Genomic DNA, 26326 nt, shown 5'->3' with positions numbered 1-26326 from the left:
CCGCAGGCGCGGGCGCGGCGTTCTCGGGGGAGCGGGTCCGGCGTCCCAAGGGGACGTCCTCGGGGGAGCGGGTCCGGCGTCCTGGAAGGAGTCGGCCCGGCGCTCTCGGGGGAGCGGTCAGGGAGCTGTGCGGGGTGCGTCACAACCCTGCAATGACGGCGAACCGGAGGGCCGCTCACCCGTTTGTGGCAACCGTCGACCGCTACGCTGACCGTATGACGAGCGAGGAGCAGCCCACCCCCAGCGCCGCCGCGGCCGCCAGAGCCGGCATGCCCGACCTGGCCGAGGTCGCGCCCGCGGGAACCCCCGGCGAGCGGGCCCGCGCACTGCTGCGGCTGCGCCCGTACCGCCGGCTCTGGATCACCCAGCTGATCGGCGGCACCGCCGACCGGCTCGGCCTGCTGGTGCTGCTCGCGCTCACCGTGATCGCGGCCGCGCTCGGCGGGCAGTTCGGCGACCTGCCGCGCAGCCTCGCCTTCGCGGTCGCCGCCGTCTTCGCCGTCCGGCTGGCCGCCACCGTGCTGGTCGGCGCGGCCCTGCTCGGCCCGGTGCACGGGCTGCTCAGCGGGAAGCTCGACCGCCGCTGGACGCTGTTCGGCGCCGACGTGCTGCGCGTCGTGCTGATCGGCGTCGCGCCGTGGTGGATCGTCTGGCTGGGCTCCGGCTCCGGCGCCGAAGCCAGGCCCTCCGGGGCCGCCACCTACCTGCTGCTCGGCACCGTCTTCGTGACCGGCGCCGCCGAGCGGGTCTGGGCGATCGCCAAGGCCGCCGCCGTCCCCGCCCTGCTGCCGCCGGCCAACCCCTACGCCCCGCCCGCCGAGCGGCGCCCGTCCGCCGCCAACCTGGACACCGTCGGGACGCTGGACCGGCGCACCGGCTGGGCCACCGTGCCGCTCGCGGCGGTCGCGCTGGTCGCGCTCACGCTGGTCGGCAACGTCTTCGCGGCGGTGGCCTCGGACTGGCTGCGCGCCCACCAGACCACCTTCGCCGCACTCGGTGCGGCCGCCCTGTTCGCCGTCTCGGCCGTCCGGGTCTACCAGCACGAGCTGCCCGGCGGCCCGGTCTCCGTGGCCCCGCACTCCCCGCTGCGGGGCCTGCGCGCCCCGACCGACGCGGCCCCCGGGCCCGCGCTGGGCAAGGGTCGCACCGGCTCCGCCCCGTACTTCACCTTCGCGATCGCCGCCGCCTACGCCTCGATGGCAGGCGTCGGCGCGCTCGCGCTGCTGACCGCCGCCGAGCACCGGGCGGGGCCGATCGGCTACGGCCTGCTGGTCCTCGCCGCGGCCGGCACGCCCGTGCTCGGCGCCCGGCTCACCCGGGCCACCCTGCCCGCGCTCTCCCGCCGCCGGCTGCTCGCACTCGCCCTGCTGGCCGAGGGCGTCGCGCTGATCCTGGCCGGCCTGGTGCTGGACTTCGTCCTGGTCCTGCTGCTCACGGTGCTGGCCGGGCTGGCCGCCGGCATCGTGATCTCGGCCGGTCGCAACCTGCTCGCCCAGGAGGTCGAGGAGGCCCGGCTCCCGAAGGTCACCGAGCACCTTTACGCGGTGCTGCGGGCCGTCGTGGGCGCCGCACTGGTCGTCGTGCCGCTGATCGCCGCGGCCTACGGGAACGTCGAGTACGGCACCGTCGAGCCCGGCTCGTTCACCTTCATCCACGGCGGCGCGGCCCTCGCGGTCGCCACCACCGGCCTGCTGACCCTGGTGCTCGCCGCCGTGGTGCTGCTCAGGACCGACGACCGGCGCGGCACCGTCCCGTTCGGCCGCGACCTGGTGGACGCCGTCCGCGGTGCGGCCGGTCCGGTCCCGCACCGCACCGCCGGCACCGGCTTCTTCATCGCCCTGGAGGGCGGCGACGGCGCCGGCAAGTCCACCCAGGCCCAGGCGCTCGCCGAGTGGATCCGGGGCAAGGGCCACGAGGTGGTGCTCACCCGCGAGCCCGGCGGCAGCCCGGTCGGCCAGCGGCTGCGCGGTCTCGTCCTGGACGTCGGCAACACCGGCCTGTCGCACCGCGCCGAGGCGCTGATCTACGCCGCCGACCGCGCCGAGCACGTCGAGAACGTCATCCGCCCGGCGCTGGCCCGCGGCGCCGTGGTGATCACCGACCGGTACATGGACTCCTCGATCGCCTACCAGGGCGCCGGCCGGGACCTCGCCGCCACCGAGGTGGCCCGGATCTCGCGCTGGGCGACCGGCGGTCTGCTGCCCGACCTGACCGTCGTCCTGGACGTCGACCCGACCAGGGCCCGGGAGCGGTTCACCGAGGCGCTGGACCGTCTGGAGTCCGAGCCCACCGAGTTCCACCAGCGGGTCCGCTCCGGCTTCCTCGCCCTGGCGGCCGCCGACCCGGCGCGCTACCTGGTCGTCGACGGCAGCCAGGAGCCCGCCTCCGTCACCACCGCGATCCGCCACCGGCTCGACCGCGAGCTGCCGCTCTCCGAGCAGGAGAAGGCCGCCCGCGCCGAGCAGGAGCGGCTCGCCCGCGAGGAGGCCGAGCGCCGCGCGGCCGAGGAGGCGCGGAAGAAGGCCGAGGCGGAGGCCGCCGAGCGCAAGCGGCAGGAACTGCTGGAGCAGCTCAGGGCCGAGCAGGCGGAGAAGGAGCGCCTCGCCAAGGAGGAGGCCGACCGCCTCGCCGCGGAGGCGGCGCGCAAGGCGGCGGAGGAGGCTCGGCGCAGGGCGGAGGAGGAAGCCCGCCGGCGTGCCGAGGAGGAGGCCAAGCTGCGCGCGGCCGAGGAGGCCCGGCTCGCCGCCGAGGCCGCCGAGCGCAAGCGGCTCGCCGACGAGGCGGCCGCCCAGGCGGAGCTCCAGCGTCAGCGTGAGCTGGCGCGCGAGGAGCAGCGCCGGCGTGCGGAGGAGGCGCTCCAGCGGGCCGAGGAGGCCCGGCTGGCGCAGGCCGCGGCGCTCGCCGCAGCGGCTGCCGCGGCCGAGAGCGCGGCCGACCGGGTCGGGCGGCCGGTGCCGGGCGACGCGGTGACCACCGAGCTGCGGATGGTCAAGGACGTCGACGATGTCACCCAGGAGATCTCCGAGCGGGACCGCCGGGCGGCGGTCCGGGCGGCGGAGGAGGCCGGCGCGGGTGTCTCCGGCGTCGACGCGACGACGAAGCTCCCGGTCGTTCCCACTGCTGCTGCTGCTGCTGCGGACGAGACGGCGAAGCTTCCGGTCGTTCCCGCGGCGGACGAGACGGCCGTGCTGCCCCGGGTGCCCGGGGCGGACCGGACCGAGGTGCTGCCGCGGGTCGGGCCGGTCGGGCCGGCCCCGCGTGCCGGGCAGGACCAGCCGGTCGACGGCACCCGGGAGCTGCCGGTGGTCGAGGAGCCGGAGCAGGCCCCCGAGCCGCGTCCCCGGCCGTCCTGGGCCGAGGAGACCCCGATGGACGACCTGCCGAGCCTGACCGACACCCTGCTCGGCTCGCGCGACGAGTGGGCCCGCTGGGAGCAGCCGGGCCCGGCCGGGCAGGGCCCGCAGGACCCGCGCCTCGCGTACGGCGGCGAGGCGGCCGGTCCGGCCGAGCCGGGGGCCGACGCCCCGGACGACCAGGGCGGCAAGGGCAAGGGCCGGCGCTGGCGCCGCCGGGGCTGACCCCGGGACCGTCGGGACAGCAGGACAGCAGGACAGCAGGACAGCAGGACAGCAGGACAGCAGGACAGCGGGCGGTGTGGCCGGGGCGGTGCTCCGGCGGCGCCGCCCGCCGTCGTACCGGGCACGTATGCTCGACCGCGGGGAGCGGAGACCGGGCCGGGCGTCGGACACCGGGGCGGTCCGCACGAGGCAGTCCGTACCGAGCTTGGGAGCAGCAGTGGCCGTCTGGGACGACCTGGTGGGCCAGGATCGGGTGGTCGAGCAGCTGACCGCCGCCGCCCGGGCGGCCGGGGCGACGGTCGCCGCCGGCCGCGGGGCCGCACCCGAGCCGGGCGGCAACGCCTCCCTGATGACCCACGCCTGGCTGTTCACCGGTCCGCCCGGTGCGGGCCAGACCACGGCCGCCCGCGCCTTCGCCGCCGCCCTCCAGTGCACCAGCCCGGACCTCGCGCTCGGCGGGACGCCCGGCTGCGGGTTCTGCGACGGCTGCCACACCGTGCTGGCGGGCAGCCACGCGGACGTGAAGTACGTGCGCACCGACGGCCTGTCGATCGGCGTCGGCGACATGCGCGACCTGGTGCTGCGCGCGTCCAGCTACCCGACCGGCGGCCGCTGGTCGGTGATCCTGGTGGACGCCGCCCACCGGCTCACCGAGGCCGCCGCCAACGCCCTGCTCAAGGGGGTCGAGGAGCCCTCACCGCGCACCGTCTGGCTGCTCTGCGCGCCCTCCGTCCAGGACGTCCTGCCCACCATCCGCTCGCGCTGCCGCCTGCTCGTCCTGCGCCAGCCCGCCGCCGAGGCCGTCGCCGACATGCTGGTTAGCCGCGACGGCGTCGACCCGGGGACGGCTCGGCTGGCGGCGCTCGCGGGCCAGGGGGACATCGAGCGCTCCCGCCGGCTGGCCGTCGACGAGGAGGTCAGGACCCGCCGGGCCGAGGTGCTGCGGATCCCGCTGGAGGTCGCCGACCTCGGCGGCTGCCTGGCCGCCGCCCAGCGACTGGTCGACACCGCCAAGGCCGACGCCGAGGCGCTCGCCGAGACCCAGGACGCCAAGGAGACCGACGACCTCAAGGCCGTGTACGGGGCGGCCGAGGGCGGCAAGGCCCCGCGCGGCATGGCCGGGGCGGTCAAGGAGCTGGAGAAGCGGCAGAAGAGCCGCGCCACCCGCACCCGCCGGGAGACGCTCGGCGTCGCCCTGCTCGACCTCCTGGGCTTCTACCGGGACGTGCTCGCCCTCCAGCTCGGCTCGACCGGCGCACTGGCCAACGAGGACCAGCGGCCGGCCCTGGAGCGGGTCGCGCAGGCCGGGCCGCCGGAGGGCACGCTGCGCCGGATCGAGGCGGTGCTCGCCTGCCGGCAGGCGCTGGACCGCAACGTCGACCCGCTGCTCGCCGTCGAGGCGATGACGGTCGCGCTGCGGGCGGGGTAGGGCGCGTCCTCGACCGCTTCCGTCCGGGCGTCCTCGACCGCTTTCCTCCGGGAGGGGAGGGCGGAAGTCCTCGCTTTCACTCGCGGGGGGTAGGGCTTCCCGCGCTAGGCACGTATCCCACCTTCGAGTGAACGGGCCGTACGCGCCGGGCACACCCACGTGTGACCGCCGGGTCGTCTTGCACGCTGGGGCCGACTGCGCCCCGACGCCGGGGCCGTCGCGTCCCGTCCGGCACCGGCCCCCACCGGTGGTCCGGCCCTCCTCCCGAGGCGGTGCGTCCCATGGTCCGTTCGCTCCTCGTCGTTCCCCTGCTGGCGGCCGCCGGGGGAGGTGTCTGGCTCGCGCGCGGCGCCCTGCTGCGCTGGCGCGACCTGCGGGCCGCCGAGACCTACGAGCTCACCGGTGACCAGCGGCCGATGCTGCTGCGCGCGGCCGGGGCGATGGTCTGCGGCGTCTGCGTCACGGCGCTGACGCTGCTCACGGCCCTGGGGACGTTCGGCGTCCTGGGATCCTCGGCACCGCGGTCGGGCTCCGCCGAGTTCGGCGCCGACTCCGACGCCGCGGCGGCGGACGGCACGGACGGTGAGGGCGCCGCGCGGCAGGCCGCCCCGCCGGTGGCCGAGGCCGCGTCCGCCACCGCCACCGCCACCGCCGCGTCCGCGACCACGCCGGCCGCCGCGCCGGTGGCCAGCCGGTTCGACAGCGTCGGCCACCCCGCCGGCGGCGAGCTGCTGCAGTCCGCCGTGCTCGGCCCGGACGGACACCCGCGCAACGTCCGGGTGTGGCTGCCCGCCCAGTACACCAAGGACCCGAACGCCCGGTTCCCGGTGGTCGTGATGCACGCCGCCACCCCGCGCAAGACCGCCGACGTCGAAGTCCCCGACGTCTTCGAGGGCCTCGGCTCCGCCGTCCAGACCGGCAAGGCCCGCCCGTTCATCCTGGTCGCCCCGGAGGCGCCGAACGGCACCGCGCACCCCTGCGAGCTGGTCGCCGCCGCCCCGCAGGCCATCGCCGACGACGCGGCGCTGCGCACCGCCATCGCCGCGACCTTCCGCACCCTGCCGCCCGGCCCGGCGTCCTGGGGCACGCTCGGCGTCGAGGGCGGCGCGCCCTGCGCCGCGGCCGCCGCCCTGGCCCGGCCGGACCTGTACGGCGCGGCCGCGGCGGTCTCCGGCCGGTACGACACCGCCGCGCTGGCCCTGACGGGGGCGGAGGCGCCCGCCGGCGCCGCGCCCAAGCTGCTGCTGGCCGCGGCCAAGGCCGACGCCGCCGGGCTGGACGCGGCCCGCAAGCTCCAGGCCGCGCTGCGCGCCGGCACCGGCGCGGCGGCCCGTGCCGACGTGCGGATCTCCGAGAACGTGCAGGACTACACGGCGGACCGGGAGCGGCTGCGGCTGGTCCGGCAGGCGGCGCAGTACCTGGCCGAGACGCTGGCCAAGGTGTCCTGAGCAGGCCTTGGCGAGCCGGAGCAGCAGGTCCTGAGCAGCAGTCCTGAGCAGCAAGTCCGAAGCGGTGCTGAGCAACCCGGAGCAGCCCGGAGCAGGCCGGAGCAGCCCGGGGCCGGGCACCGGTGGGCGTTACGCTCGCCGTACCCGGGCACCGGCGGCGGCCGCGCCGCGGAACCCGAGGTCAGAGGGGGAGCAGATGCAGGCGGAGCGCGAACGGAAGCGGGAGCGGGAGCGGGAAGGGATGAGGGCGGAGCGGGGCCGGCGCGGGCCGGCGGTGGCGGCGGTGCTGGCCGCCGGGCTGCTGGTCGGCGGGTGCAGCTCCAGCTCCTCCACGCCGCACCCCTCCTCCTCGGACACCATCGCGCCGGGCTCCCCGTCCTCGCCGGGCTCCCCGTCCGCGGTGGCCTCCGCGGCCGACGCCCGGCCGGGGGTCACGCCGCTGGAGCCGCTCCCGGCGGCCGTCCCCGCCGCCCTGGCGCCGTACTACGCGCAGCGGCTCGCCTGGCAGCCCTGCGACGAGGGCTTCGAGTGCACCACCTTCACGGTGCCGCTGGACTACGACCACCCGGCGGGCGGGGACCTCACCCTGTCGGCGGTCCGCGCCCCCGCCGTCCCGGCCGGATCCGGTACGGGCGCCGGATCCGGCCGGCTCGGCTCGCTGCTGCTCAACCCCGGCGGCCCCGGCGGCTCGGCGGTCGACTACGTGGAGGCCGTCGCCCGGACGTACGACGGCGGCGTGCGGGCCCGGTACGACCTGGTCGGCGTCGACCCGCGCGGCGTCGGCCGCAGCGCCCCGGTGACCTGCCTCGGCGGCGAGCGGATGGACGCCTACAGCGCCGCCGACATCACCCCCGACGACCAGGCCGAGATCGACGCCCTGGTCGCCGCCGACAAGGAGTTCGCGGAGGGCTGCCGCCAGCGGGCCGGCGACCGGCTCGGTCACCTGAGCACCGTCGAGACCGCCCGCGACCTCGACGTGCTGCGGGCGCTGCTCGGCGACGAGAGGCTCAACTACGTCGGCAAGTCGTACGGCACCTTCCTCGGCGCCACCTACGCCGGGCTCTTCCCGACCCGCACCGGCCGGATCGTGCTGGACGGTGCCATGGACCCGTCCCTGGACGCGATCACCGGCAACCGCACCCAGGCCGGCGGCTTCGAGACCGCCTGGGCGGCCTTCGCCCAGGACTGCGCCAAGCGCGAGGACTGCCCGCTCGGCCGGACCGAGCAGCAGGCCGGCGAGCAGCTCACCGCCCTGTTCAAGGCGATCGACGCCCAGCCGCTGACCACCGCCGACGGCGGCCGCCGGCTCACCGAGGCCCAGGCCACCACCGGCGTCATCCAGGCCATGTACGCCGACTTCCTCTGGCCCAGGCTGCGCACCGCGCTCGCCGACGCCAAGACCGGCGACGGCAGCGGCCTGCTCAAGCTCTCGGACTCGTACTACGAACGCGGCTCGGACGGCTCGTACCCCAACCTGATGTTCGCCAACATGGCGGTGAACTGCCTGGACCTGCCCGCGCCGTTCACCGGCCCCGGCGACGTCCAGCAGGCGGTGGCGGACTTCGAGCGGACCTCGCCGCGGTTCGGCCGCGACATGGCGTGGATGGCACTGACCTGCACCTACTGGCCGGTGAAGGCCACCGGAGCGGCACACACCATCCGGGCGGCCGGCGCCGCGCCGATCGTGGTCGTCGGCACCACCCGCGACCCGGCCACCCCGTACGCGTGGGCGCAGTCGCTGGCCGGGCAGCTGGAGTCCGGCCGGCTGCTGACCTACGAGGGCGACGGGCACACCGCCTACGGCCGGCACGACGCCTGCGTCGACGGCGCGGTCAACCGCTACCTGCTCGGCGGCGAGCCGCCGGAGCAGGGGAAGCGCTGCGGCGCGTAGGCCCCCGGCCCCTGTCCGACCGCTGTCCGGCCCCCGCTCCGCGCCCGCCCGGGAACCCGTTATGGATCACCCGCGAACCTGTGTAGACTGGCCCGCGTTGCAACCACGTGTTGCAGCGGTGCCGCCTTAGCTCAGTTGGCCAGAGCAACGCACTCGTAATGCGTAGGTCGCGGGTTCGAATCCCGCAGGCGGCTCAGTGAAGGCCCAGGTCAGATAGCCGCTGACCTGGGCCTTTTGCTGTTTCGTGGCGTGTGGGCAGGCGGCGACGCGCTTCAAGATCGCTTGCGTGAGCGATGCGTGAGCACTGCTGTTGATCTTGCTCTGGGCCGTTCCTCTGGATCAACGGGCGGCTCAGATGAGGATGTCTGCGGGTGCGGCTGGCGTCCTGTGGTGCCCCTCCAGAAGTCGAACTCGGCGGGCGAGGTAATCAACGGCATCAGGTCCGGTTATTTCTGCGCGATGGCGGGATCGCCGGTAGGCGATCCCGCCACGCAGTCTCACTTCGGAGTCCGGTTCGGTCGGCAGTCGCTCTATCCGCGCCCGTGCGCGCATCGACCAGTGATCAGATGATCCGAATGGCGGCCGCCCAGGTCGGACGCCTGCCGGCCCCAGGCGCTCCGGTCACATCAGGCCTGCCTGTCGGAGAACCTCGACATCCGCCCTGTAGGGGTAGTGATGGCCGTGTTCGAGAGTCTTCTGCACCAAGCTGCCCTTCACGTTGTCTGCATGGAAGGTCGACCAGGTGCGGCATGTCTCGCACACTTCGCAGGTCAGGAAGGGGCGAAGAAGGTATAGGCGGTGGTCGCGCCCGACCAGGTAAAGGCTGCCCGTCTCGACTGTGTTGCTCGGGTACTGCATGGTTAGCGTTGGCACCACCGGGTGGTCGCCCATGAGGCGCCGGTAGCTGATCGAGGCCTCGCATCGAAAGGCGTCCCAGGTCACGGACGTCACATGGATTAGTGACAGATCGGCGAGGAACCGGGCGCGGGTGACCAAGAGCGACAGGTCGCGAGAGGCTTCCTCCAAGGCGTCCGGAAGATCGACGGCGTCAAGCACGCGCCCATGCGCCTTGGCGTTCCGTCGCTCGGAGAGGCGAGAACGTGCCTTCTGCGCCTCGCCCTCGGGGACGAGGTTTGCCAGCTCGTGGAGAGGATGATCGGGGTTCAGCCCGCGCCGCTTCTTCGCCCCGCCGATCTCCTGCAGAATGGCCGTCCACTCTCCGAGCCCCGGGCCTCCCGCTGTGCCCGCAAGCTTGCGTTGCAGCATCCCGACGGAGGCCAGCTCGATGGAAGCACCACGTGCGAGGGCTCCGGCGACCAGGGCGGTGTACGCCAGCAGGGCTTCCGCTGCCTCAAGCACAGCGTCGTAGGCTGGCCCCAGGTCGCTAGTGCTCCTCCTTGCTTCAACTTCTCGCAGGCGCAGCGCCACAGGGTAGGGAAGCCGCGTGCGGACCATGTAACTGGGATCGTCCAGCTGGCCAGCAGCCTCGGCGCGGAGGCGAGTGAGTTGGCCCGCTGCGATGATGGAGCGTCGGGCCTCGTCAAGGCTCTGATCGGTTTCAAACACGGAGCCAGCCAGGGCAGTTGCCTCGGCGCTCCAACGGATCATGCGCTCAGCGGCAGAGTCCAAATCGCCGAGAGCAGTTGAGAGCGCATCATCGGCTTCCGGCAGCACCAGCGAAAGAACGTCCTGGCGTCTGAGCCGGTTTCGGCCGAAGGCTCCGCAGGCGAGGCGGCCCACTCTGTTGGAGCGGAGGAAAGCGAGGATCAGGCGCGCGTGTTCGGGCGACAGCGATCCGGTGGGGCGAAGTACGTAAATGCTGCCCGCCGCAGCTGCGGGCAGGTCGGACTCCTCGACGCGGGCTGCCTTGGGGCGGCCTGTCACTACTTCCGACAGCAGAAGGTCGCCTGCCTGGAGGTGGAAGCGCTCGGGCACGTCGTTCCGCCAGATATCAGCTTCGGCATCCGGCTCTGCGATCGAGCCGTCCCGGCCGACGTGTCTTATCCACAGCAGGCGAACGGCGCCTGGCTTCTCGGCTGTGCAGGCTCCTGGTGCGGAGGCCGACGTGGCGAAACCTTTGGTGATGTTGAAGGCGGACCCAACCGATGCACCGACGCTCGGGGGCCTCGGCGGATCGCTGGCTGACTGGTCGTCTGGCTGATCGCTAGTGCTGGACAAGGCATCCCCCCTGAACGGATCTGCGACGGCGAGAATCCTAGACTCGTACTTCACGGGCCGTTGAATCGATAGGTTGGGCCCGAGCGGTGCTATGGACCGTCTGCGTGGCCTTGGGCTGGGTGTCTCAAGGACTTCCCAGACCCGTGGCACCGTCTGGGCGTCAGCGACTTTCGCGCTGACGTCGGCGCTGGAGAGGCGGCTGGCGGCTAGCCTTTGGACTTCTTGGCCCTGGACTTCGCCTTCTTCGCCGCCTTCCGCTTGGCCTTCTCGGACTCGGAGGCGGCCTTGGCGCGGGCCTCGGCTTCGGTCTTCCGCTGGAGGGGGACGAGCTTCGCGGCAGCCTCGGCGGCGTCCTTGGCGATCTCGGGCAGGACGCTGGTGTAGATGTCCGAGGTGATCTTGATGGAGGAGTGGCCGAGCATCTCGGACACCACCTTCATGTCGACCCCGCCCGCGAGCGCGAGGGTGGCCGCGCCGTGGCGGAGGTCGTGCAGGCGGATCGGCGGCAGACCGGAGGCGGTCACAAGCCGCTCGAACATCTCGGTGACCTTGCCGGGGTGGAGCCAGGAACCGTCCTCGTTGGTGAAGACCCGGCCGGTGTCCTTCCAGGCCGGCCCCCAGTCGTCCCGCTCCTTCTGTTGGCGCTCGCGGTGGTGCCGCAGGACAGTCACAGTGTCGTCGTCCAGCGCCACGGTCCGGAAGCTCCCGTCGGTCTTGGGGTCGGACTCCTCGACCTCCCAGCCGTCCTGGACGAGTTGAGCCGTCACGGTCAGCGAGCTGTTGTCGAGGTTGGTCTCGGACCACAGCTGACCGCACGCCTCGCCCCGGCGAAGACCGCGGAAGGCGATCACGTGCCACATCGCGTACAGGCGGTCGGCAGCCACGTAGTCGAGGAACGCGCCGGTCTGCTGCGGCGTCCAGACCATCACGGGGGAGGGCTTCACGCCGGTCGCCTGCCACTGGGCGACCCGCTCCGGCGTCCAGACCAGAGCCTTCGGCTTGGCGGCCGGGTCGAGCTTGACGTGGGCGGCCGGGTTGAGGGTGATCAGGCCCTCGGGGATCGCGTCGTTCAGGGCGGTCCGGAGCGTGGCCCGGATGCGCTGGCGGGTTGCCGCGCCGGTCGTACGCCGGAACGGCGGCATCTCGGCGAGCTCGGCGCGCAGAGCCTTGCGGCGGGCGCGATTCTCCACGCCCTTGATCGGAACCGTGGCGAGCTCGGCCTTCAGCGCGTGCCGCAGGGCGTTGTTCTCCAGGATCTCCTCGTTGGCGTCGGCGATGGCCGTGAACATCTCTGCGAGCGTGCTCACCCGCAGCCGGTCGACGCGGATGTGCCCGATGCGGGGCTTGAGGTGGACCCGGACGTCACACTCGTAGCGGGTGATGCCGGACTTGCGGATCTTCTTGCCGGCCAGCCAGGTGTCGAGCCACTCGCCGACGGTGACGCGGGTGGAGAGGTCCTGACCGGCCTTCAGGCGGCTACGGGTCTCCTCGATGTCGGGCAGCTGGGCCTTCTCGTCGGCGACCTTCACCAGGAGCTCGGCGACCAGGGCCAGGTCGTCGGGATCCTCCTTGCCGAGGGCGAGCAGGCCGCGAACGTGGTCGAGGTCGGCCTGAGCCTCCTTCAACGTCTCGTAGCCGGCGCGGTTGAACGAACGGCGAGTGCCGTCCTCGGAGTTGGGCAGCTCCTGGCGTATGGAGTAGGAGCCGTGCTTACGGCTACCGGCCTTCGGGCACGCCTTGCCGAGCGGCTTTCCGGTCTCGGCGTCGCGGCAGTAGCAGCGGTGGTAGGTGGAACCCTTCATTCGTCCTTCAGATCGGTATCGGTGTTCAGTGGGGGAAGCTCGGCGTCGAGGAAGTCGAGACTCGGTGCGAGGTACGGGACTTCCAGGCCGATCTCGCGCAGGTGTGCCCTGACGGGTTGAAGCTGCTCGCGGACGGCTGCGACGAAAGCGTCGAGTTTTTCCTGTGAGTCGGGAGGCCATTCCTCCCGGAACAATTTGAATTCCAGCTGGAACGCGTCGTGATGTTCCTCCTGGAGCTCTTGCCAGATCCGTTCGTGCTCCCGGTAGAGACGGAGCCGGTACATCCCGAGCGAGTGGCGGGCCTCTCCTGTGAAGTGTGTGAGCGCCGACCAGCGGTCGCTGGGCATCTCTGGCAGGTAGTCGACCCGGCCGCCGAGGGCAGGGGAGAAGAGCAGCTCGACCGGTGCGATGTCCAGGGCCTCGGCCACGACGATCAGCTCGGGAATCGTGATCGTCTTGCGCCTGCCGGACTCCCAGTTGGCGATGACGTTCCGGGGGACTTCGTAGCCCAAGTCCCCTGTTTCGTCGGCCACATCCTGCGCGGACAGTCCAAGGTCTTGCCTCCTTCGGGTGATTGCTCGGATCACGTCCTTGGTGATCCGTTCGGGCCAGTCGGGCGAGTCTTCGTTGTCGGTGGACCAGTGTTCCTCGCGGCGTTGTGTCATATCGACACAGTAGCCACTGGAAAGCTCTTCTCCGTTGCGGCACTCCGCCGCAGCCCCCCGTCCGGGGGGAAGCTCGGATTTGGAGTTCACGTGCGAACTGGTGACATATCGGCGACGGTGCAGGGGATGGGGCGGGCCGAACTTCTCAGGCTGCCGGCGGCCATCGACCTCGACACCGCCAACCGGGCCATCGGCCTCGGGCGGAGCAAGGGCTACGAGCTGGCCCGCCTCGGCGCCTACCCCTGCCGGGTCCTGCGGCTGGGCAAGAAGTACCGCGTGATCACAGCGGACCTTCTGCGCCTGCTCGGCATCGACGGGGCGCTCGGCGAAGGTTCGGCGGCTGATGCAGCTTGACGTGGTGAGAGCCCGATCCACAAGCCTGTCTGCCGTGGGCGTACTTGCCCGATTGGAGTGGATCTTCCAGCGGCATGACCGTACGTTCGTGGTCCCTCGGCGGCCGAGGCCGCTGAGGGGCCGCCGCCAAGGTGCAAGCAGTCCCTGCGAGTTGAGAGGGCAAGGATCTCCGGCCCGACCGCCCCAGGGCGCACGAAGGCCCCCGGTGCTGCGAACACCGAGGGCCAGGCGAAGTCCTTACCCACGACCTTCATCGGCGGCGCGCGACGGATCAGGTCCCGCGTCCCAGTCTGGAGCTTCAGCATGGAGTCTACGTCCCACCAGCCCGATCCGGCAGCTTCCACCGTGAGTTGGCCGCCGGTCGCCAAGCCGGGCGAGCCCGGATCCTTCCTGCAGGGCCAACAGCCCGAGCCTGTGTCCACAGCCTGTGGGCAGGATGCCGAGGCGGCGCCTGCCGAGCCTGCCGTCTCGGACGGGACCGACCTGATGCCCGACACCGAGGCGACCGAGGGCGCTGACCTGCTCGCGCAGATGAGGGCCCAGATCGCGAAGTTCGTGATCCTTCCCTCCGACCAGGCCCTGGACGCCACCACGCTGTGGGTCGCCGCTACCCACCTGCAAGGCTCGTGGCAGCACGCCCCGCGCCTGGCCGTGGTCGGCCCGGCCAAGCGCTGCGGCAAGTCCCGCCTGCTCGACGTGCTCGCCGAGACGGTCCACCAGCCGATGCTGACGGTGAACTCTTCTCCGGCCGCCATCTTCCGCACGATCAGCGAGGAGCCGCCCACCCTGCTGGTGGACGAGGCGGACACGATCTTCGGCAGCCCGAAGGCGGCGGAGAAGAATGAGGAGATGCGCGGCCTGCTCAACGCCGGGCACCAGCGCGACCGCTACGTGCTGCGGGTGGTCGGCAACGACCACACCCCGCGCAAGTTCCCCACCTTCGCCATGGCGGCCATCGCCGGCATCGGCGACCTCCCCGACACGATCATGGACCGCTCGATCGTGATCCGCATGCGCCGCCGAGCCGAGGGCGAGCGCGTCGCCCCGTACCGCACACAGCGGGACCGGCCCGCCCTGCACGCGATCCGCGACAAGATCGCCCGTTGGGCGGCACCGCTCGCCGACCAGGCCCTGCGCCTGGAGCCCGCCATGCCGGTCGAGGACCGCGCCGCCGACACCTGGGAACCGCTGGTGATCATCGCCGACCTCGCCGGAGGCCCCTGGCCTCGCCTGGCCCGCCAGGCGTGCAAGCGCATGGTCGACGCCGAGGTCCAGACCGAGGAGGACAACCCCGGCGGCGCGCGGATCCTCGCCGACATCCGGCGGATCTTCCACGCCGCCGGGGAGCCGGACAGCATCGCCACCGACCAAATGCTGTTCACCCTCAACGGCGACCCCGAGGCCCCCTGGGCCGAGACCAGCCGAGGCGGGCTGACCCCGCGCGGCCTCGGCGCGATGCTCCGCGAGTTCGGCATCTCCTCCGGCAACGTCCGCATGCCCGACGGCACCCAGCGCAAGGGCTACCTGCGCAACAAGTTCCTCGACGCCTGGCGCCGCTACTGCCCCGCCGTCCACCCCGTGACCGCCACCGCAGCGGGCAGCAGAGACTGACCACCCTCCCCGCAATGCCGTCCCTGCCGTCCCAGCCGTAACACCGCAGGTCACCGCACCTGCCGCCAGGACGGAACAGCACCCCAAGACTGCAACTCGATCCGCACCAAGACGGATCAGGCCCACGCCAAGACGGCGGCCGTCCACTCCCACCGGCGGCCCGCCGCCGCCCCGTCCGGGGCGCGAGCGGCGGGCCCTGGCCGGGACGGGAAACACATCCGTCTTGTGCCGTCCCAGCCGTCCCTGCCGTAAAACCGCAGGTCAAAGGCTATGCCTCCGGGACGGATGCGAGCCCCAAGACGGATACCGCACTGTCCCGAACCCGAACTCCGCCGTGTCCACGGCACCACCCGGGCAGCCGAGCCCGCCCCGGCCCAGAGACCGTCCCGCAGCACCAAGACGGCAAGACGGCAAAGACGGCAATCTCACAAACCACCACCGCCCGACCCGCGAGGACCACCTTCCGCATGACCGCCACCACCTCACCGCGTCTGCCCCGCCCGGACGCCGTCCTCGTACAGGCCGCCATCGCGGGCGCCCTGTCCTTCGCCCACCTCCACGACATCGCCGACGCCGCCGGACAACACGGCTGGAAAGCCTGGGCCTACCCCGTCTCGGTCGACCTGCTGCTCGTCGCCGCCTGGCACCGCATGAGGACCCTGCGCACCACCGGCCGCCCGGCCGGCACCGCCTGGACCTGGTTCGCCATCGCCCTGACCGCCTCCCTCGGCGCGAACGTCGCCACCGCCGGACTCCTCGACCTCGCCCACGTCCCCGCCTGGCTGCGGATCCTGGTCGCCGGATGGCCCGCCCTCGCCTTCTTCGGCGGCACCCTCCTCGCCCACAGCACCACGGCGACCGCCACCGACTCGAAGAGCACCGAGGGCGAACTCCCGCTCCGCGAACACCCCGATCCTGCACCGGCAACCGAGTCCGGACCGGTGGCGGACGCGGAGCAGGATGACCTGCCCGCCGACGAACCGGTGCTCAAGCCCGACGACGACGTCCGGCCCGACAGCCGGGAACCGGTGCCGGGCAACAGGCGCACCGGCCGCAAGCCCGCCGCCTCGATGGACGAGCTGGCCGAGATCGTCCGGCCTGCCGTCCAGGAGCACGGACCCACCCAGGCCGTGATCAGGACAGTCCTGCGCGAGGCCGGCATACCCATCGCCAGCGACCGCCTCGGCAAGCTGACCCAGCGCTTCAAGGACGAAGAGGCCAGGCAGCAGGCCGACGCGCAAGCCAGCGCCTCGGCGGCCTGAGGCCCCGCCGCTTGCCCGAGCACCGGCCCCGCTTCCGGACCGGGCGAGCGGCCCCTCACCGAAGCCGACCGACGCTCACCGGAACTCCCCCAGCGTCCATCCGGAGACCCCGGAAGTCCTGAACCGGCGACGTCTACACCGGAACTCCGGCACCGCCAAACCCCTCTTCCGCCGGACCATCGCCCCGCATCCGGCGAACACCCCACCAACCGACAACCACCTTCCCTCACAGAAGAACCGGAAGATCCCCGTGCCCGACCAGCAGCACCACCTCGCCCCTGCTTCCGCCACGCCCGAGAAGGAAGCCCAGCCCCGCGGAACCGGCAGCGACAAGCCCGGACGTGGTGGCATATTCGCCCGCGTCAAGCAGGCCCTGCCCTGGACCGGCCAGGGTCACGACGACGACGGAGCAAGCTGGGGCAAAGTCCACAACGCCGTTGGCGCCGCGGACTTTGCGCTTGACCCCGCCCCAGGGGTGGCGGGGCAGGACCGGCGCGCGGGCGCGCCGGACCAGGAGGTCATGACCGAGGGCGGCCATGACCAGGACGAACTTCCCCCGCGCGACGCCGAGCCGTGCAGCGACATCGACGCCGAGCGTGCCGACGCCGAGGACCGCGTCGTGCGTGAAGCGCCGACCGTGACCCCTGCCGAGTTCATCCACGAGCGCGTTCCGGTTCTCGACCGCCCCGCACTTCCGGTGGACGACAACACCACCCCGCTTGCCGAACGCATGTACCGGCCGCGTTCCGGAACCAAGCGCGACGACCAGATCACCTGCTCGGTCGAGCCGGCCGAGAAGGAGCTGCTCGACTTCGTCGCCACGAAGCTCAAGCGCTCTCGATCCGCGTTCCTCGCGGATTCCGCCATGAGCGTCGCCCAGGCGTACATGCGGACCGGCCGCCTCGATGCGTTCGTTCCCATGCCCGACTACGAGGCCATCGCCCTCCTCACCGAAGCGATCGGCACCCACCAGCGGGCAATCGACCGGGCCGGCAACAACCTCAACCAGCTCATGGTCGAGGTCTACAGCGGCCCGATCCCCGAGCGCGCCATGGAAGTCCTGACCGAGCTGCACGCCTGCGCGACCCAGGCCCGTCACGCTTACCAGCGCGTCCTGCCGGGAGGCCGCCGTGGTGCCTGACGTCTCCACCGGCTCGCGCACCCGCGGTCTGCTCTCCTACCTCTTCGGCCCCGGCCGACGCGACGAGCACACCGACCCGCACATCGTCGCCGCGTTCGCCATGCCCGGCCTGCCCGACCCCGGCCGAGCCACCCTCGACCAGCACCATCAGTTCCTCGACCAACTGGCCGACTACCTTGACCAGCCCGTCCGCGCCCGCGAGAGGCGCCTGGGCGCGACCGTCCCGCAGCACGTGTGGCACTGCCCTGTGCGCACCGCCCCGGGCGACCGCTACCTCACCGACGCCGAGTGGGCCGAGGTCGCCCGCCGGATCGTCCACGCCACTGGCATCGCCCCCGATGGCGACGACAAGAGCTGCCGGTGGATCGCCGTACGCCACGCCGACGACCACATCCACATCATGGCCACCACCGTCCGCGAGGACGGCCGCCGCCCCCGCAACAAGCGCGACGGCCAACGCGCCCAGGCCGAGTGCCGCAAGATCGAGAAAGAACTCGGCCTGCGCCAGCTCAACTCCGGCGACCACACCGCCGCCCCGATGCCCACCAGCGCCGAGCAGGCCAAGGCCCAGCGCACCGGCCACCAGCAGACCGCCAAGGAGTGGCTGCAGGAACAGGCCCAAGCCGTCGCCGCCGCCGTCCGCGACGAGCAGGAGTACTTCTCCACCCTCACCGCCCTCGGCATCCAGGTCCGCTACCGCATCGGACCCGAGAGCGGCGACGTCATCGGCTACAGCCTCGCCCGACCCGGCGACATCAACGCCCAAGGCGAACCCGTCTACTTCGGCGGCTCCAAGCTCTCCCCCGACCTGTCCATCAACCGCCTGCGCGAACGCCTCGCCGCCCAGCAGCCCACCACGCCCGCACGGGGCACGGTCCAACCGGACCGCTGGCGACAGGCCGAGACCACCCTGCGGGAGACCGCCCGCTTCGCCTTCCAGGACCAACACCACCCCGACGTGCCCGACGTCGACGCGTTCGACACCGTCGTCCAGGCCCACGCCGCCGCTTTCGGCGAACTCCTCCACACCGCAGCCCTCACCGCACCCGCCCACACCCGCGCCGAACTACGAGCCGCCGCAAACGCGTTCAACCGCGCCACCCGATCCAAGGTCCGTGCCGAACACCAGCAGGCCGCAGCCCTCCGCACCGCCGCCAAGCAACTCCTGCACACCGCTGGCTCCGGCGAGGACGGCGCCACCGCTGCTGCCCTGCTGTCCACCGCCGTCTTCGTCGTGATCGCCATTGCCCGCTGGCACCAGACCCGAGGCAACCAGCAGCAAGCCCACGCCGCCCAGCAGTCCCTCGTCCACCTGCGAACCGCCTACCGGCAGACAGCCGAGCCGGTCATCGCCGACCTCACCCGCCGCACCCCCACCCCCAAGACCACCGACCGCCTCGCCGCCCAGGTCCAGGCCGCCGTCCCCGACCACGCCCAGCGCATCCTCGCCGACCCGTCCTGGCCCGCCCTCGCCACCGCGCTCGCCCAGGCCGAATCCTCCGGCCAACCACCCCGCCGAGCCCTCATCGAGGCCGCCCAGCAACGGGAACTCACCACCGCCGACCGACCCGCCGAAGTCCTCCTCTGGCGCCTGCGCAACGCCACCAGCGACCGCATCGACCAGCGCACCCAGGCCGCCCAGGCTCGCACCACCAGCACCATCGCGAAGCCCACGCTCACGGCACCCGCCGTCCCGACCGGTCCCAAGACCGCCAACGACCCCACCCGCCGACGCTGACCCCGACCGGAGGCCAATGCCCCGAGCCCCACCCCGTAGCGCGCGCCCCAGTCAGGGGCCCTGGTCCTCACTCCGTGCCAGCCATTCCGTAGGAGCCGCAGGTGGCCACGCACCAAACGCGCGGCGGGTCGACCGTAGCTTGATCCAGATCGTCAGGCCTACTCTCCATCAACTAGCGTGCGAGGCAGCCTGCATGGTGAATCGCATGCGCTGCAGGCTCTCGGCATTGCGTGGAAGGCACCGAATGGCACTGCACCCCCTCCAGCTCCCGCTGGACCGCATGATCGACTACATGGGCGACGCTCAGCTCATACATGATGTGATCCAGGAGCGGCTCCAGAAGACAACCGCAGATCGCCGGGCTCAGGGAAAGCCCGGTGGTGGGCAGCCCGGCAAGGAGCACTCTTCCCTCAACCGTGCCGTCGTGGTGGCGACTGTCGGAGCCCTCGAAGCGTTCAGTGAGGATCTCGCGTTGACGGCGCAGCCACTCGATCCGCAGGCAACCCCGCCGCTGAACTGGTACAAGATCGACGGCAAGCAAGGGATGGTTCAGACCCCGAGCCCTTACAACCTACGCAAGCTCTTCTGGACCTTCTTCCGGTACGACCCGACAACTGACTGGGACTGGCTGGTGCAGGTTGCTCCCACCGAGCTCGGACAGGGCAGTGCTTGGCGTGTCGGGGCCACGCAGTACCAGGGCACTGATGCTTCTGATTTCTTGGACGCGATGGTCAAGGTCCGCCACGGCTTCGCTCACCAAGACAAGGCTCAGAAGCCTCCGGCCTACCCGGGGATCGTGACGCTGACGCCGGGAAACAAGATCGCCATCCACTCGCATCACGCTACGAACGCGCTGAGCGTCCTGGTCCAGTTTGCCGTCTTGACGACGCACGGGCTGGCGGACCGAATCTCCGTAACAGGTCAGCTCCGTTGGTCCAAGAAGATGACGCTAGCTGGCTGGGAGGGTCTGCTGAAGAACACTTCGGCGGGAAGCTTGGTGTCGACAACTTGGAAGAATGCGCCCACGTTCTAGGGTCCGTCCCCCTCAAGCGCTCCTCGCCTGCCGGGCCTGCCGCGCGCCTGGGAGTCCTCAACTATCCACAGGCCTTATCACCAACGTGTCGACTGAGTGATGTATGCCAAGGGTCCGGTGGGCTGCCAGCAGTTGGTGGTCGCCACCGGACCCTTCCGGTCGATGTTGGTCAGTTCTTTAGCGCGGTGTCCAGGTACGCCTGAACCGGCTCGAAGAGTCCGTACGGCACATACTCGGGGATCTCGGCGAGAGCCACCCACGCGAGCTGGTCCAGCTCGTCCGTGTCGACCACCTCGGCGGTGCCGCTGACGGCCTCGCAGGCCGTGTACGACATCAGCCGACCGGTCTTCGGATGCACCCGCTCGCCCAGGAGCTTGACGGCGGCCACACCCAGTCCGGTCTCCTCCGCCGTCTCACGGACAGCCGCCTCCTCGGGCGACTCGCCGGCCTCGATCTCACCAGCCGGGAACTGCCAGGAGAGCTGGCCCTCGCTCACCCGCCGCCTCACCATCAGGACGCGGCCTTCATGGACCACAATCGCGGCGGCAATACCCGGGCGTTCCTCCGCAGTCTGCTGTGTCACGTCTGCTCCTCCAGGGCGGCCAGGATGGGTGGGAAGATCGTATCGGCGTCGATGAAGCGGGCCACCGAGTTTCGAGGAACCCACATCACGTCGACGTTCTCGACGGCGTCGCTGTTGGTTGCCTCGCCAGCCAGGTACTCGCACAGGAAGTACTCGCACAGCACGCCGGTCACGGGGTGGACACGGCTGCCGAGGCTCCTGCGGACGGCACAGTGAACCCCGGTCTCGTCCAGCGTCTCCCGGACAGTCGCGGTCTCCGGCTTCGCGCCGGGCTTGATCACCCCAGCAGGAAACTGCCAGTTGATCCCGGACGCGTCGTCGTCGCGCCGGCAGACCAGCAGCACGTCGCCCTGCCGGAGGACAACTGCGATGGCCACCCGCAGGGCTTGCGCAGCTGGCGTGCCGGACACGGAGGCTCCGTCGCCGCGTTCTTTCGCTGCCAGGAGGGCGAAGCGCTGACGGGCGGCGTCGGTAGCTCTCTCGTGCGCGGCGTCGAGGAGCTGCTGCATCTCGGTTCTCGGTACGACGGACGGGTCAGCGTGCCACGCGGCCACCGTTCTCACCGCGATCCCGAGCTGATTGGCGAAAGCCTCGTTGGTGAGGCGGAGGGCGGACTGGAGCAGGCAGGCGTAACGACCGCTCCAGACCTCGATGACGTCCAACGCCGTTCCCTCTCCGTCGTGGTCGCTGCAGTGCAGGAGGCGTGCGTCGAAGATGCACATCGACTGCACTGACACTTCATCGCTGCGCGGCGTGGATACCGGAAGACTTGCGGTCGGCACCCCAAGGCCAGGCTCATCTAGGCAACTTGAGCTCTGGAAGCGCCTGGGAGCAAACAGGACACACACGCCGACCCCCTCGGAGATTCTAGGTGAGTACCCCAAGCAGGACAGCGAGTTGGGCGATTGCGCCCGCGAGACCGCCGTGCCGACAGGGCGGCGGATCTAATGCCACCGAACCGCGCAGGGTTCACCCGTTCGGGGGGTAGGTCGGAGCGCCGAAAGTGGCTCGCCAGCGCCGGTAACCTCAGTTCATGACGGGCTGATCGTTCGTCATGTCTGAATGCCAGCAAGCTGAAAGGGAACTGATGGCCGAGGACCAGGTCCACACGGTCGAGCGCACGCTCGTCCTGCTCAAGCCCGACGCGCTGGTGCGCGGCCTCGGAGGCCGGATCATCTCGCGCTTCGAGGACGCCGCACTGAAGATCGTCGGCGTCAAGATGAAGTGGATGGACGAGGAGTTCACCCGCAAGCACTACTTCGACCTCGAAGAGCGGCTCGGGGCAGAGGTCTACAACCTCACCGCCACCTTCATGCAGCAGGGGCCCGTTATCGCCCTGGTACTGGAGGGCTACGACGCCATCGCCACCGTCCGGAAGATCGTGGGCAGCACCTACCCGAACCAGGCTCCGGCAGGCACGATCCGCGGTGACCTCTCGCACATGAGCTCCGCGGGCAGCGTGGCAGTCGGCAAGGCCGTGGCCAACCTGGTCCACGCCTCCGGCAACAAGGAGGAGGCCGCGCAGGAAGTCGAGCTGTGGTTCGACAAGGACGAGCTGCACGAGTACCGCACGCTGGCCGAGATCTTCACCAACTAGGCCGATCGCGGCGTCACCGCTGAGACGCCGCTGCGTTGACCACCACCGGGGCACCACCGTCCGATCTGAGAGGGCACCATGACCAACCAGACCCGCCTGGCCTCCGCCGAGGAGCTGGAGTCGATCTTCCAGCGCGAGCTGGCGACCGACCGCTGGGCGGCCACCGAGACCGCCTACGCGCTGGCGGTCCGCCTCCGCGACGCCGGGGACTGGCCCAAGTCCCGCGAGTGGGTCCAGCAGTGCCTCCAGCTCCTGGAGGGCTTCCCGAACGAGACCGAGAACCAGGTGGCGACCACCCGCGTGGCGGTCGGCGGCGTCCCGCTGCCGAACTACCTGCACGCCGGCGTGATCCGCGAGCGCTTCGGCGACCTGGGCTGATCCATCTCGGGTGGTGCGGCCGGTGAAGTGACGGCCCGCCGCACCACCCGGCTCCACCACCAACTCCATACCGCCCATCCGGACCACCCCGCCTTGGTTCGGCTGGATCCGCCATGCCTGAAACGAGGAGACACGACCGTGGCTGTCGAGATCGAGATGCGCGCCCGCTTCGACAAGGAGACCCACGCCCGGCTCATGGACCGCCTGCGCAAGGACGGCGAGGACCTGGGCGACGACGCCAAGCACATCTACTTCTACGTGCTGCCCGAGCAGCTGCTGAAGGTCACGGACAACACGGCTGCCGGCACCGCCAAGATCACCCTCAAGGGCAGCAAGATCGGCCAGGGCGCCGCCTTCCACGAGACCGAATTCGCGATCGCCCGAGAGGACGTCCGGGCGGCCGTGAAGGTGTTCAACGCGCTCGGTTTCGAGTCCGCGATGCACGAGGCGTTCAACTTCCGCCACAACTTCCGCTTCCAGGGTGTGGAGATCGCCCTCAAGTGGAGCGAGGCATGGGGCTATCACGCCGAGTTCGAGGTGCTGCTCGACGACGGTGCCTCGGACGCCGCCCGCGACGAGGCGTCCGCCCAGATCGTCGACGTCGCCGCCGAGCTCGGCGTGACGCTGATGAGCGAGCAGGAGCTGGCCGACTTCGCCGCCACCTTCGAGGCCGCCGAGCAGGAGCGCAAGGCCCGCGAGGCACAGGCCGCGCCGATCCGGTAGGAGCACGTCACCGTGGTGGACCACCAGAAGGGGGTGGGCACAGATGAGCACGACCCCGACGACCACCAGTCTGGTCGACCTGGCTGCCCGAAGGCAGCTGCCGCACCACCAGTACATGGACCCGGCCACCGTCGAGTGGATCAAGGCCAACCGGCCCGACCTCGGCGCGGCCTGGCCGCCGCCCCTGCGGCCGGCCTCGAAGCACCTCCTGAGCCGGTCCGCTCTTCCGGCGACGTGGCTGGCGGAGCCTCGCCTCCACGACTCGCTCCACGGTCTCAGGCACAGCATGCGGACCGCCGCACTGGCCGCTCTGCTCGCTGAGATCCACGAGCTGGACGACACCGAGACCGCCACGGTCGTCCTGGCAGCAGCCGTCCACGACTGCCAGCGCCTGCACGATCAGGACGACCGTGGCCACGGTGCTCGTGCCGCCGTCTGGTTGGCCGCCAACGCCGACACCGTCTGGACCCACTTCGGCTTGGTGGCAACGCCCCGGCGGATCATCCAGGCAGCAACCGCCACCCGCCTGCACGACGTGCCGTACGGCGCCTTCTGCATGGACGACCAGGCCGACTACCACCGCGCCGGGCTCATCTGCGACTTGGTCAAGGCGGCAGACGCGCTCGACCGTTACCGCCTGCCCAAGCTCAGCTGGTGGCCCGACGCGCGACACGTTCGTGAGCCCGCCTTCGACCAGTTCCGCGCCGTGGCCTTCGACCTCGTCGCCGTCTCCGAGACCGCGCACCTCGCCGGAGCCAGCAGCGCCGAATCCGTCCTGTACGCGCTCGCCGAGAAGGGACTGGTGTAGCCGTGAGCCTCCGCGACGCCTACGACCTGTGGGCCGACGCGCACGCCTTCTTCGACTCCGCGCTGCTACCCGACACCGGGCAGCACGGCCCGCTGGCGGACCAGACGGCCGCCTGGCACAAGCGCCTGACCGACGAGACACCGAACGGCAGCCTGCTCCGCAAGAACGCGCTCTTCGACAGCCTGGGCAGCGACGGCAAGCTGCACCTGCTCCACGTCACCCACGCCTTGGAAGAGATCAGCGAGGAGGGGGTGCTCTACCCCTCCGGCGGATGCCTCGTCGGCAGCATCTACTGCGCGCCGCTCACAGCGACCGAGCACGGCTTCCGCATGCACAACTTGGCCGCCTACGTCCTCACGAAGGAGGCCCCAGCCTCCCTCGCCAGGGTCGGCCTGGGCGGACGCGCACCCACACCGCTGATCTTCGAGATCACCGCGCCGCCCCAGGCGTACCGCGGATTGGCGGGCGTGGACTACCTGCGGCTGGGCTCGATCCACCTGCAGATCTACACCGACCTGGAGTACCTGCTCAGCAAGACCGAGCGACACCACCTGCGCGAGACCGTCGTCGGCCGGATCAAGAACTCGGCCGCGTTCCTGGCCCTGGCCGCCGGCATCGTCTACCAGGGCTCGACCGTGGCCACGGAAGGCTTCCTGCAGCTACTGGATGCGGCCATCCCCCGGCTGCCGATCCTCGGTTACCTCTACTTCGAGGCCATCGCCGAGTACCTGATGCTCCACTCCACCTCTGCACGAACCCGGCAGCTGGCCGACCTCGGGGAGTTCAACAACTGGCTCTACAAGGAGATGCTGTTCGCCTCCTTCCCGGACATGGCCGGCAAGTTCAACCTCGCCAGGTTCCGTCCCCGCCCGCAGCAACTGGCGGCACTGCTGCAGCTGGTGGACCCGACCATCGACGCTGACCACGCCCGCGCGTACATGGTCGAGCGGATCAGCTACCTCGTTGCGGCCCGGCTCTTCACCAGCGGGCAGGTGCCCGAAGCCTGGCACCGCACGCGCTGGGAGTTCGACAGCCTCGCCACCCAGCTCGGCCCGCTGCTCGGCCACCTCATCCACCGCGAGCTCCGCAGCTTCGGCCGCTACCCCGACTTCTACTTCTACTTCGACCAGCACAAGGCCCTGCAAGCCTGGAACTACTGGAACCACATGGACATCGTCGTGCCGTTCAACGGCACGATGCCCAAGGGCGAGATCGGCATCAACCCGGCCTACCCGAACCTGGACTACCGCGTCTGGCGTGCCGAGCCGGACGACGCCGGGCACCTCCACCCGACCGAGCAACTGGCGCTGAGCATCGCGCCGCGCCTGGTCGACATCAAGTACACGCTCATGCGCAACAGCAGCCGCTGACCGCTGCCCCGCCCCTCGACGACCGCTCGCAGAGGAGACGCATGCCCACCCACGGCCCCGCCACCCAGTCCACCACTGCCTGGCCGGTACCCACCCAACCGGCCGAGATGCTCTTCACCGAGATCTACCGCACCAACCACTGGGGATCCCCCGAGTCGGTCTCCGGTCCCGGCTCGGAGATCCGTCAGACCGAGGCCGTCCGATCCGCCCTCTCCTCGGTTCTCGCACGCTACCCGATCCGCACCGTCACGGACGCCGGATGCGGTGACGTCAACTGGATCCGCCAGGTCGACGGGTTCGACCAACTGGACGGCTACGTCGGCCTCGACGTCGTCCCCGACCTCGTCCAGCTCAACCAGGAACGGCACGGCAGCGAGCGCATCTCCTTCCGGCAGGCCGACCTGAGCAGGGACGACATCCCGGCAGCGGACCTCGTCATCGCACGGGACTGCCTCGTCCACCTCACCCACCACGAGGTGCTCACGTTCCTCGACCGCGTGACGGCCAGCCGCTCGACCTACCTGCTCGCCACCACCTACGTCGGCGAAGCCGAGAACCGCGACACCACGGACACCCACTGGCGCCCGCTCAACCTTCAGGCGGCCCCGTTCCACCTGTCCGAGCCCGTCGAGCACTTCGACACCGACTTCACGGACGGCGGCCGGCACCACCCCGGCAACGGGCTGGGCCTGTGGAAGATCGACCAGCTCAGCTCGCGAACCACCTGACCACCACCC

Annotated in this window: 21 protein-coding genes and 1 tRNA gene; 17 read left to right on the top strand and 5 right to left on the bottom strand. The window is 71.3% G+C overall.

Annotated elements, in window-relative coordinates:
* The first annotated feature begins 215 nt into the window (after positions 1-215).
* The 5 genes from tmk to ACFC1F_RS10850 all read left to right on the top strand — a co-directional run bounded on the left by tmk (position 216) and on the right by ACFC1F_RS10850 (position 8540).
* Complete coding sequence (gene tmk, locus ACFC1F_RS10870) at positions 216-3578, top strand: dTMP kinase (protein ID WP_376157168.1); 3363 nt, start codon at positions 216-218, stop codon at positions 3576-3578.
* Positions 3579-3795: 217 nt separating this feature from the next.
* Positions 3796-5007, top strand: a complete 1212-nt coding sequence (locus ACFC1F_RS10865) for a DNA polymerase III subunit delta' (RefSeq protein ID WP_376157199.1) — start codon at positions 3796-3798, stop codon at positions 5005-5007.
* A 281-nt stretch (positions 5008-5288) separates the two neighbouring features.
* A complete protein-coding gene (locus ACFC1F_RS10860; protein WP_376157167.1) occupies positions 5289-6455 on the top strand; it encodes a hypothetical protein in 1167 nt (388 codons plus the stop codon).
* A 241-nt stretch (positions 6456-6696) separates the two neighbouring features.
* Positions 6697-8346: an alpha/beta hydrolase gene (locus ACFC1F_RS10855; RefSeq protein WP_376157165.1), complete on the top strand. Its 1650-nt coding sequence runs from the start codon at positions 6697-6699 to the stop codon at positions 8344-8346.
* A 120-nt stretch (positions 8347-8466) separates the two neighbouring features.
* Positions 8467-8540 (top strand) — tRNA-Thr (locus ACFC1F_RS10850).
* A gap of 427 nt (positions 8541-8967) precedes the next feature.
* Here ACFC1F_RS10850 and ACFC1F_RS10845 read toward each other — a convergent pair.
* The 3 genes from ACFC1F_RS10845 to ACFC1F_RS10835 all read right to left on the bottom strand — a co-directional run bounded on the left by ACFC1F_RS10845 (position 8968) and on the right by ACFC1F_RS10835 (position 12991).
* Positions 8968-10578 carry a restriction endonuclease gene (locus ACFC1F_RS10845; RefSeq protein WP_376157164.1) on the bottom strand — a complete coding sequence of 537 codons (1611 nt, stop codon included), beginning with the start codon at positions 10576-10578 and terminating at the stop codon, positions 8968-8970.
* Positions 10579-10730: 152 nt separating this feature from the next.
* Positions 10731-12326, bottom strand: coding sequence for a tyrosine-type recombinase/integrase (locus ACFC1F_RS10840; RefSeq protein WP_376157163.1), 1596 nt, complete (start codon positions 12324-12326; stop codon positions 10731-10733).
* Positions 12323-12991: a helix-turn-helix domain-containing protein gene (locus tag ACFC1F_RS10835; RefSeq protein ID WP_376157161.1), complete on the bottom strand. Its 669-nt coding sequence runs from the start codon at positions 12989-12991 to the stop codon at positions 12323-12325. Before ACFC1F_RS10835 ends, ACFC1F_RS10840 begins: the two co-directional genes overlap by 4 nt.
* Before the next feature lie 126 nt (positions 12992-13117).
* Here ACFC1F_RS10835 and ACFC1F_RS10830 point away from each other — a divergent pair, with 126 nt between their 5' ends.
* The 6 genes from ACFC1F_RS10830 (at position 13118) to ACFC1F_RS10805 (ending at position 20130) form a co-directional block, all read left to right on the top strand.
* The gene (locus tag ACFC1F_RS10830) at positions 13118-13345 is read left to right on the top strand and encodes a hypothetical protein (protein WP_376086973.1); all 228 of its coding nucleotides are present in this window, start codon (positions 13118-13120) and stop codon (positions 13343-13345) included.
* Between the two features lie 303 nt (positions 13346-13648).
* Positions 13649-14956: a DUF3631 domain-containing protein gene (locus ACFC1F_RS10825; protein ID WP_376157159.1), complete on the top strand. Its 1308-nt coding sequence runs from the start codon at positions 13649-13651 to the stop codon at positions 14954-14956.
* Positions 14957-15423: 467 nt separating this feature from the next.
* A complete protein-coding gene (locus ACFC1F_RS10820) occupies positions 15424-16218 on the top strand; it encodes a DUF2637 domain-containing protein (RefSeq protein WP_376157157.1) in 795 nt (264 codons plus the stop codon).
* Between the two features lie 250 nt (positions 16219-16468).
* Positions 16469-17359, top strand: coding sequence for a hypothetical protein (locus ACFC1F_RS10815; protein WP_376157155.1), 891 nt, complete (start codon positions 16469-16471; stop codon positions 17357-17359).
* Complete coding sequence (locus ACFC1F_RS10810; protein WP_376157153.1) at positions 17349-19097, top strand: relaxase/mobilization nuclease domain-containing protein; 1749 nt, start codon at positions 17349-17351, stop codon at positions 19095-19097. Before ACFC1F_RS10815 ends, ACFC1F_RS10810 begins: the two co-directional genes overlap by 11 nt.
* A gap of 280 nt (positions 19098-19377) precedes the next feature.
* Complete coding sequence (locus tag ACFC1F_RS10805; RefSeq protein ID WP_376157152.1) at positions 19378-20130, top strand: hypothetical protein; 753 nt, start codon at positions 19378-19380, stop codon at positions 20128-20130.
* 169 nt (positions 20131-20299) lie between these two features.
* On the opposite strand, the gene ACFC1F_RS10800 is transcribed toward ACFC1F_RS10805, so the two are convergent.
* Both ACFC1F_RS10800 and ACFC1F_RS10795 read right to left on the bottom strand, forming a co-directional pair.
* Positions 20300-20713 carry an NUDIX hydrolase gene (locus tag ACFC1F_RS10800; protein ID WP_376157150.1) on the bottom strand — a complete coding sequence of 138 codons (414 nt, stop codon included), beginning with the start codon at positions 20711-20713 and terminating at the stop codon, positions 20300-20302.
* Positions 20710-21375 carry an NUDIX hydrolase gene (locus ACFC1F_RS10795; RefSeq protein ID WP_376157148.1) on the bottom strand — a complete coding sequence of 222 codons (666 nt, stop codon included), beginning with the start codon at positions 21373-21375 and terminating at the stop codon, positions 20710-20712. The genes ACFC1F_RS10800 and ACFC1F_RS10795 overlap by 4 nt, the downstream gene beginning before the upstream one ends.
* A gap of 425 nt (positions 21376-21800) precedes the next feature.
* Here ACFC1F_RS10795 and ACFC1F_RS10790 point away from each other — a divergent pair, with 425 nt between their 5' ends.
* The 6 genes from ACFC1F_RS10790 (at position 21801) to ACFC1F_RS10765 (ending at position 26317) form a co-directional block, all read left to right on the top strand.
* Entirely contained in the window at positions 21801-22310 is a 510-nt protein-coding gene (locus tag ACFC1F_RS10790; protein ID WP_033346890.1) for a nucleoside-diphosphate kinase, read from the top strand.
* A gap of 78 nt (positions 22311-22388) precedes the next feature.
* The gene (locus tag ACFC1F_RS10785) at positions 22389-22688 is read left to right on the top strand and encodes a hypothetical protein (protein ID WP_376157146.1); all 300 of its coding nucleotides are present in this window, start codon (positions 22389-22391) and stop codon (positions 22686-22688) included.
* Between the two features lie 138 nt (positions 22689-22826).
* A complete protein-coding gene (locus ACFC1F_RS10780) occupies positions 22827-23411 on the top strand; it encodes a hypothetical protein (protein ID WP_376157144.1) in 585 nt (194 codons plus the stop codon).
* Positions 23412-23454: 43 nt separating this feature from the next.
* A complete protein-coding gene (locus ACFC1F_RS10775; protein ID WP_376157142.1) occupies positions 23455-24219 on the top strand; it encodes a hypothetical protein in 765 nt (254 codons plus the stop codon).
* Positions 24220-24221: 2 nt separating this feature from the next.
* Positions 24222-25589, top strand: a complete 1368-nt coding sequence (locus ACFC1F_RS10770; RefSeq protein ID WP_376157140.1) for a hypothetical protein — start codon at positions 24222-24224, stop codon at positions 25587-25589.
* A gap of 41 nt (positions 25590-25630) precedes the next feature.
* Positions 25631-26317 carry a class I SAM-dependent methyltransferase gene (locus ACFC1F_RS10765; RefSeq protein WP_376157138.1) on the top strand — a complete coding sequence of 229 codons (687 nt, stop codon included), beginning with the start codon at positions 25631-25633 and terminating at the stop codon, positions 26315-26317.
* Positions 26318-26326: the final 9 nt, after the last annotated feature.

Origin of the sequence: Kitasatospora sp. NPDC056181 (genome assembly GCF_042266225.1) — a bacterium.
Lineage (GTDB): Bacteria > Actinomycetota > Actinomycetes > Streptomycetales > Streptomycetaceae > Kitasatospora.
Note: the sequence above shows the minus strand (reverse complement) of the source record. Positions and strands in the feature narration are given on the sequence as shown.

Bases quoted from the DNA above. Each gene is read 5' to 3' on its own strand.
- ACFC1F_RS10825 (WP_376157159.1), top strand. From the start codon at position 13,649: ATGGAGTCTACGTCCCACCAGCCCGATCCGGCAGCTTCCACCGTGAGT.
- ACFC1F_RS10765 (WP_376157138.1), top strand. From the start codon at position 25,631: ATGCCCACCCACGGCCCCGCCACCCAGTCCACCACTGCCTGGCCGGTA.
- ACFC1F_RS10790 (WP_033346890.1), top strand. From the start codon at position 21,801: ATGGCCGAGGACCAGGTCCACACGGTCGAGCGCACGCTCGTCCTGCTC.
- ACFC1F_RS10860 (WP_376157167.1), top strand. From the start codon at position 5,289: ATGGTCCGTTCGCTCCTCGTCGTTCCCCTGCTGGCGGCCGCCGGGGGA.
- ACFC1F_RS10820 (WP_376157157.1), top strand. From the start codon at position 15,424: ATGACCGCCACCACCTCACCGCGTCTGCCCCGCCCGGACGCCGTCCTC.
- tmk (WP_376157168.1), top strand. From the start codon at position 216: ATGACGAGCGAGGAGCAGCCCACCCCCAGCGCCGCCGCGGCCGCCAGA.
- ACFC1F_RS10835 (WP_376157161.1), bottom strand. From the start codon at position 12,991: ATGACACAACGCCGCGAGGAACACTGGTCCACCGACAACGAAGACTCG.
- ACFC1F_RS10785 (WP_376157146.1), top strand. From the start codon at position 22,389: ATGACCAACCAGACCCGCCTGGCCTCCGCCGAGGAGCTGGAGTCGATC.
- ACFC1F_RS10840 (WP_376157163.1), bottom strand. From the start codon at position 12,326: ATGAAGGGTTCCACCTACCACCGCTGCTACTGCCGCGACGCCGAGACC.
- ACFC1F_RS10855 (WP_376157165.1), top strand. From the start codon at position 6,697: ATGAGGGCGGAGCGGGGCCGGCGCGGGCCGGCGGTGGCGGCGGTGCTG.
- ACFC1F_RS10830 (WP_376086973.1), top strand. From the start codon at position 13,118: ATGGGGCGGGCCGAACTTCTCAGGCTGCCGGCGGCCATCGACCTCGAC.
- ACFC1F_RS10805 (WP_376157152.1), top strand. From the start codon at position 19,378: ATGATCGACTACATGGGCGACGCTCAGCTCATACATGATGTGATCCAG.
- ACFC1F_RS10775 (WP_376157142.1), top strand. From the start codon at position 23,455: ATGAGCACGACCCCGACGACCACCAGTCTGGTCGACCTGGCTGCCCGA.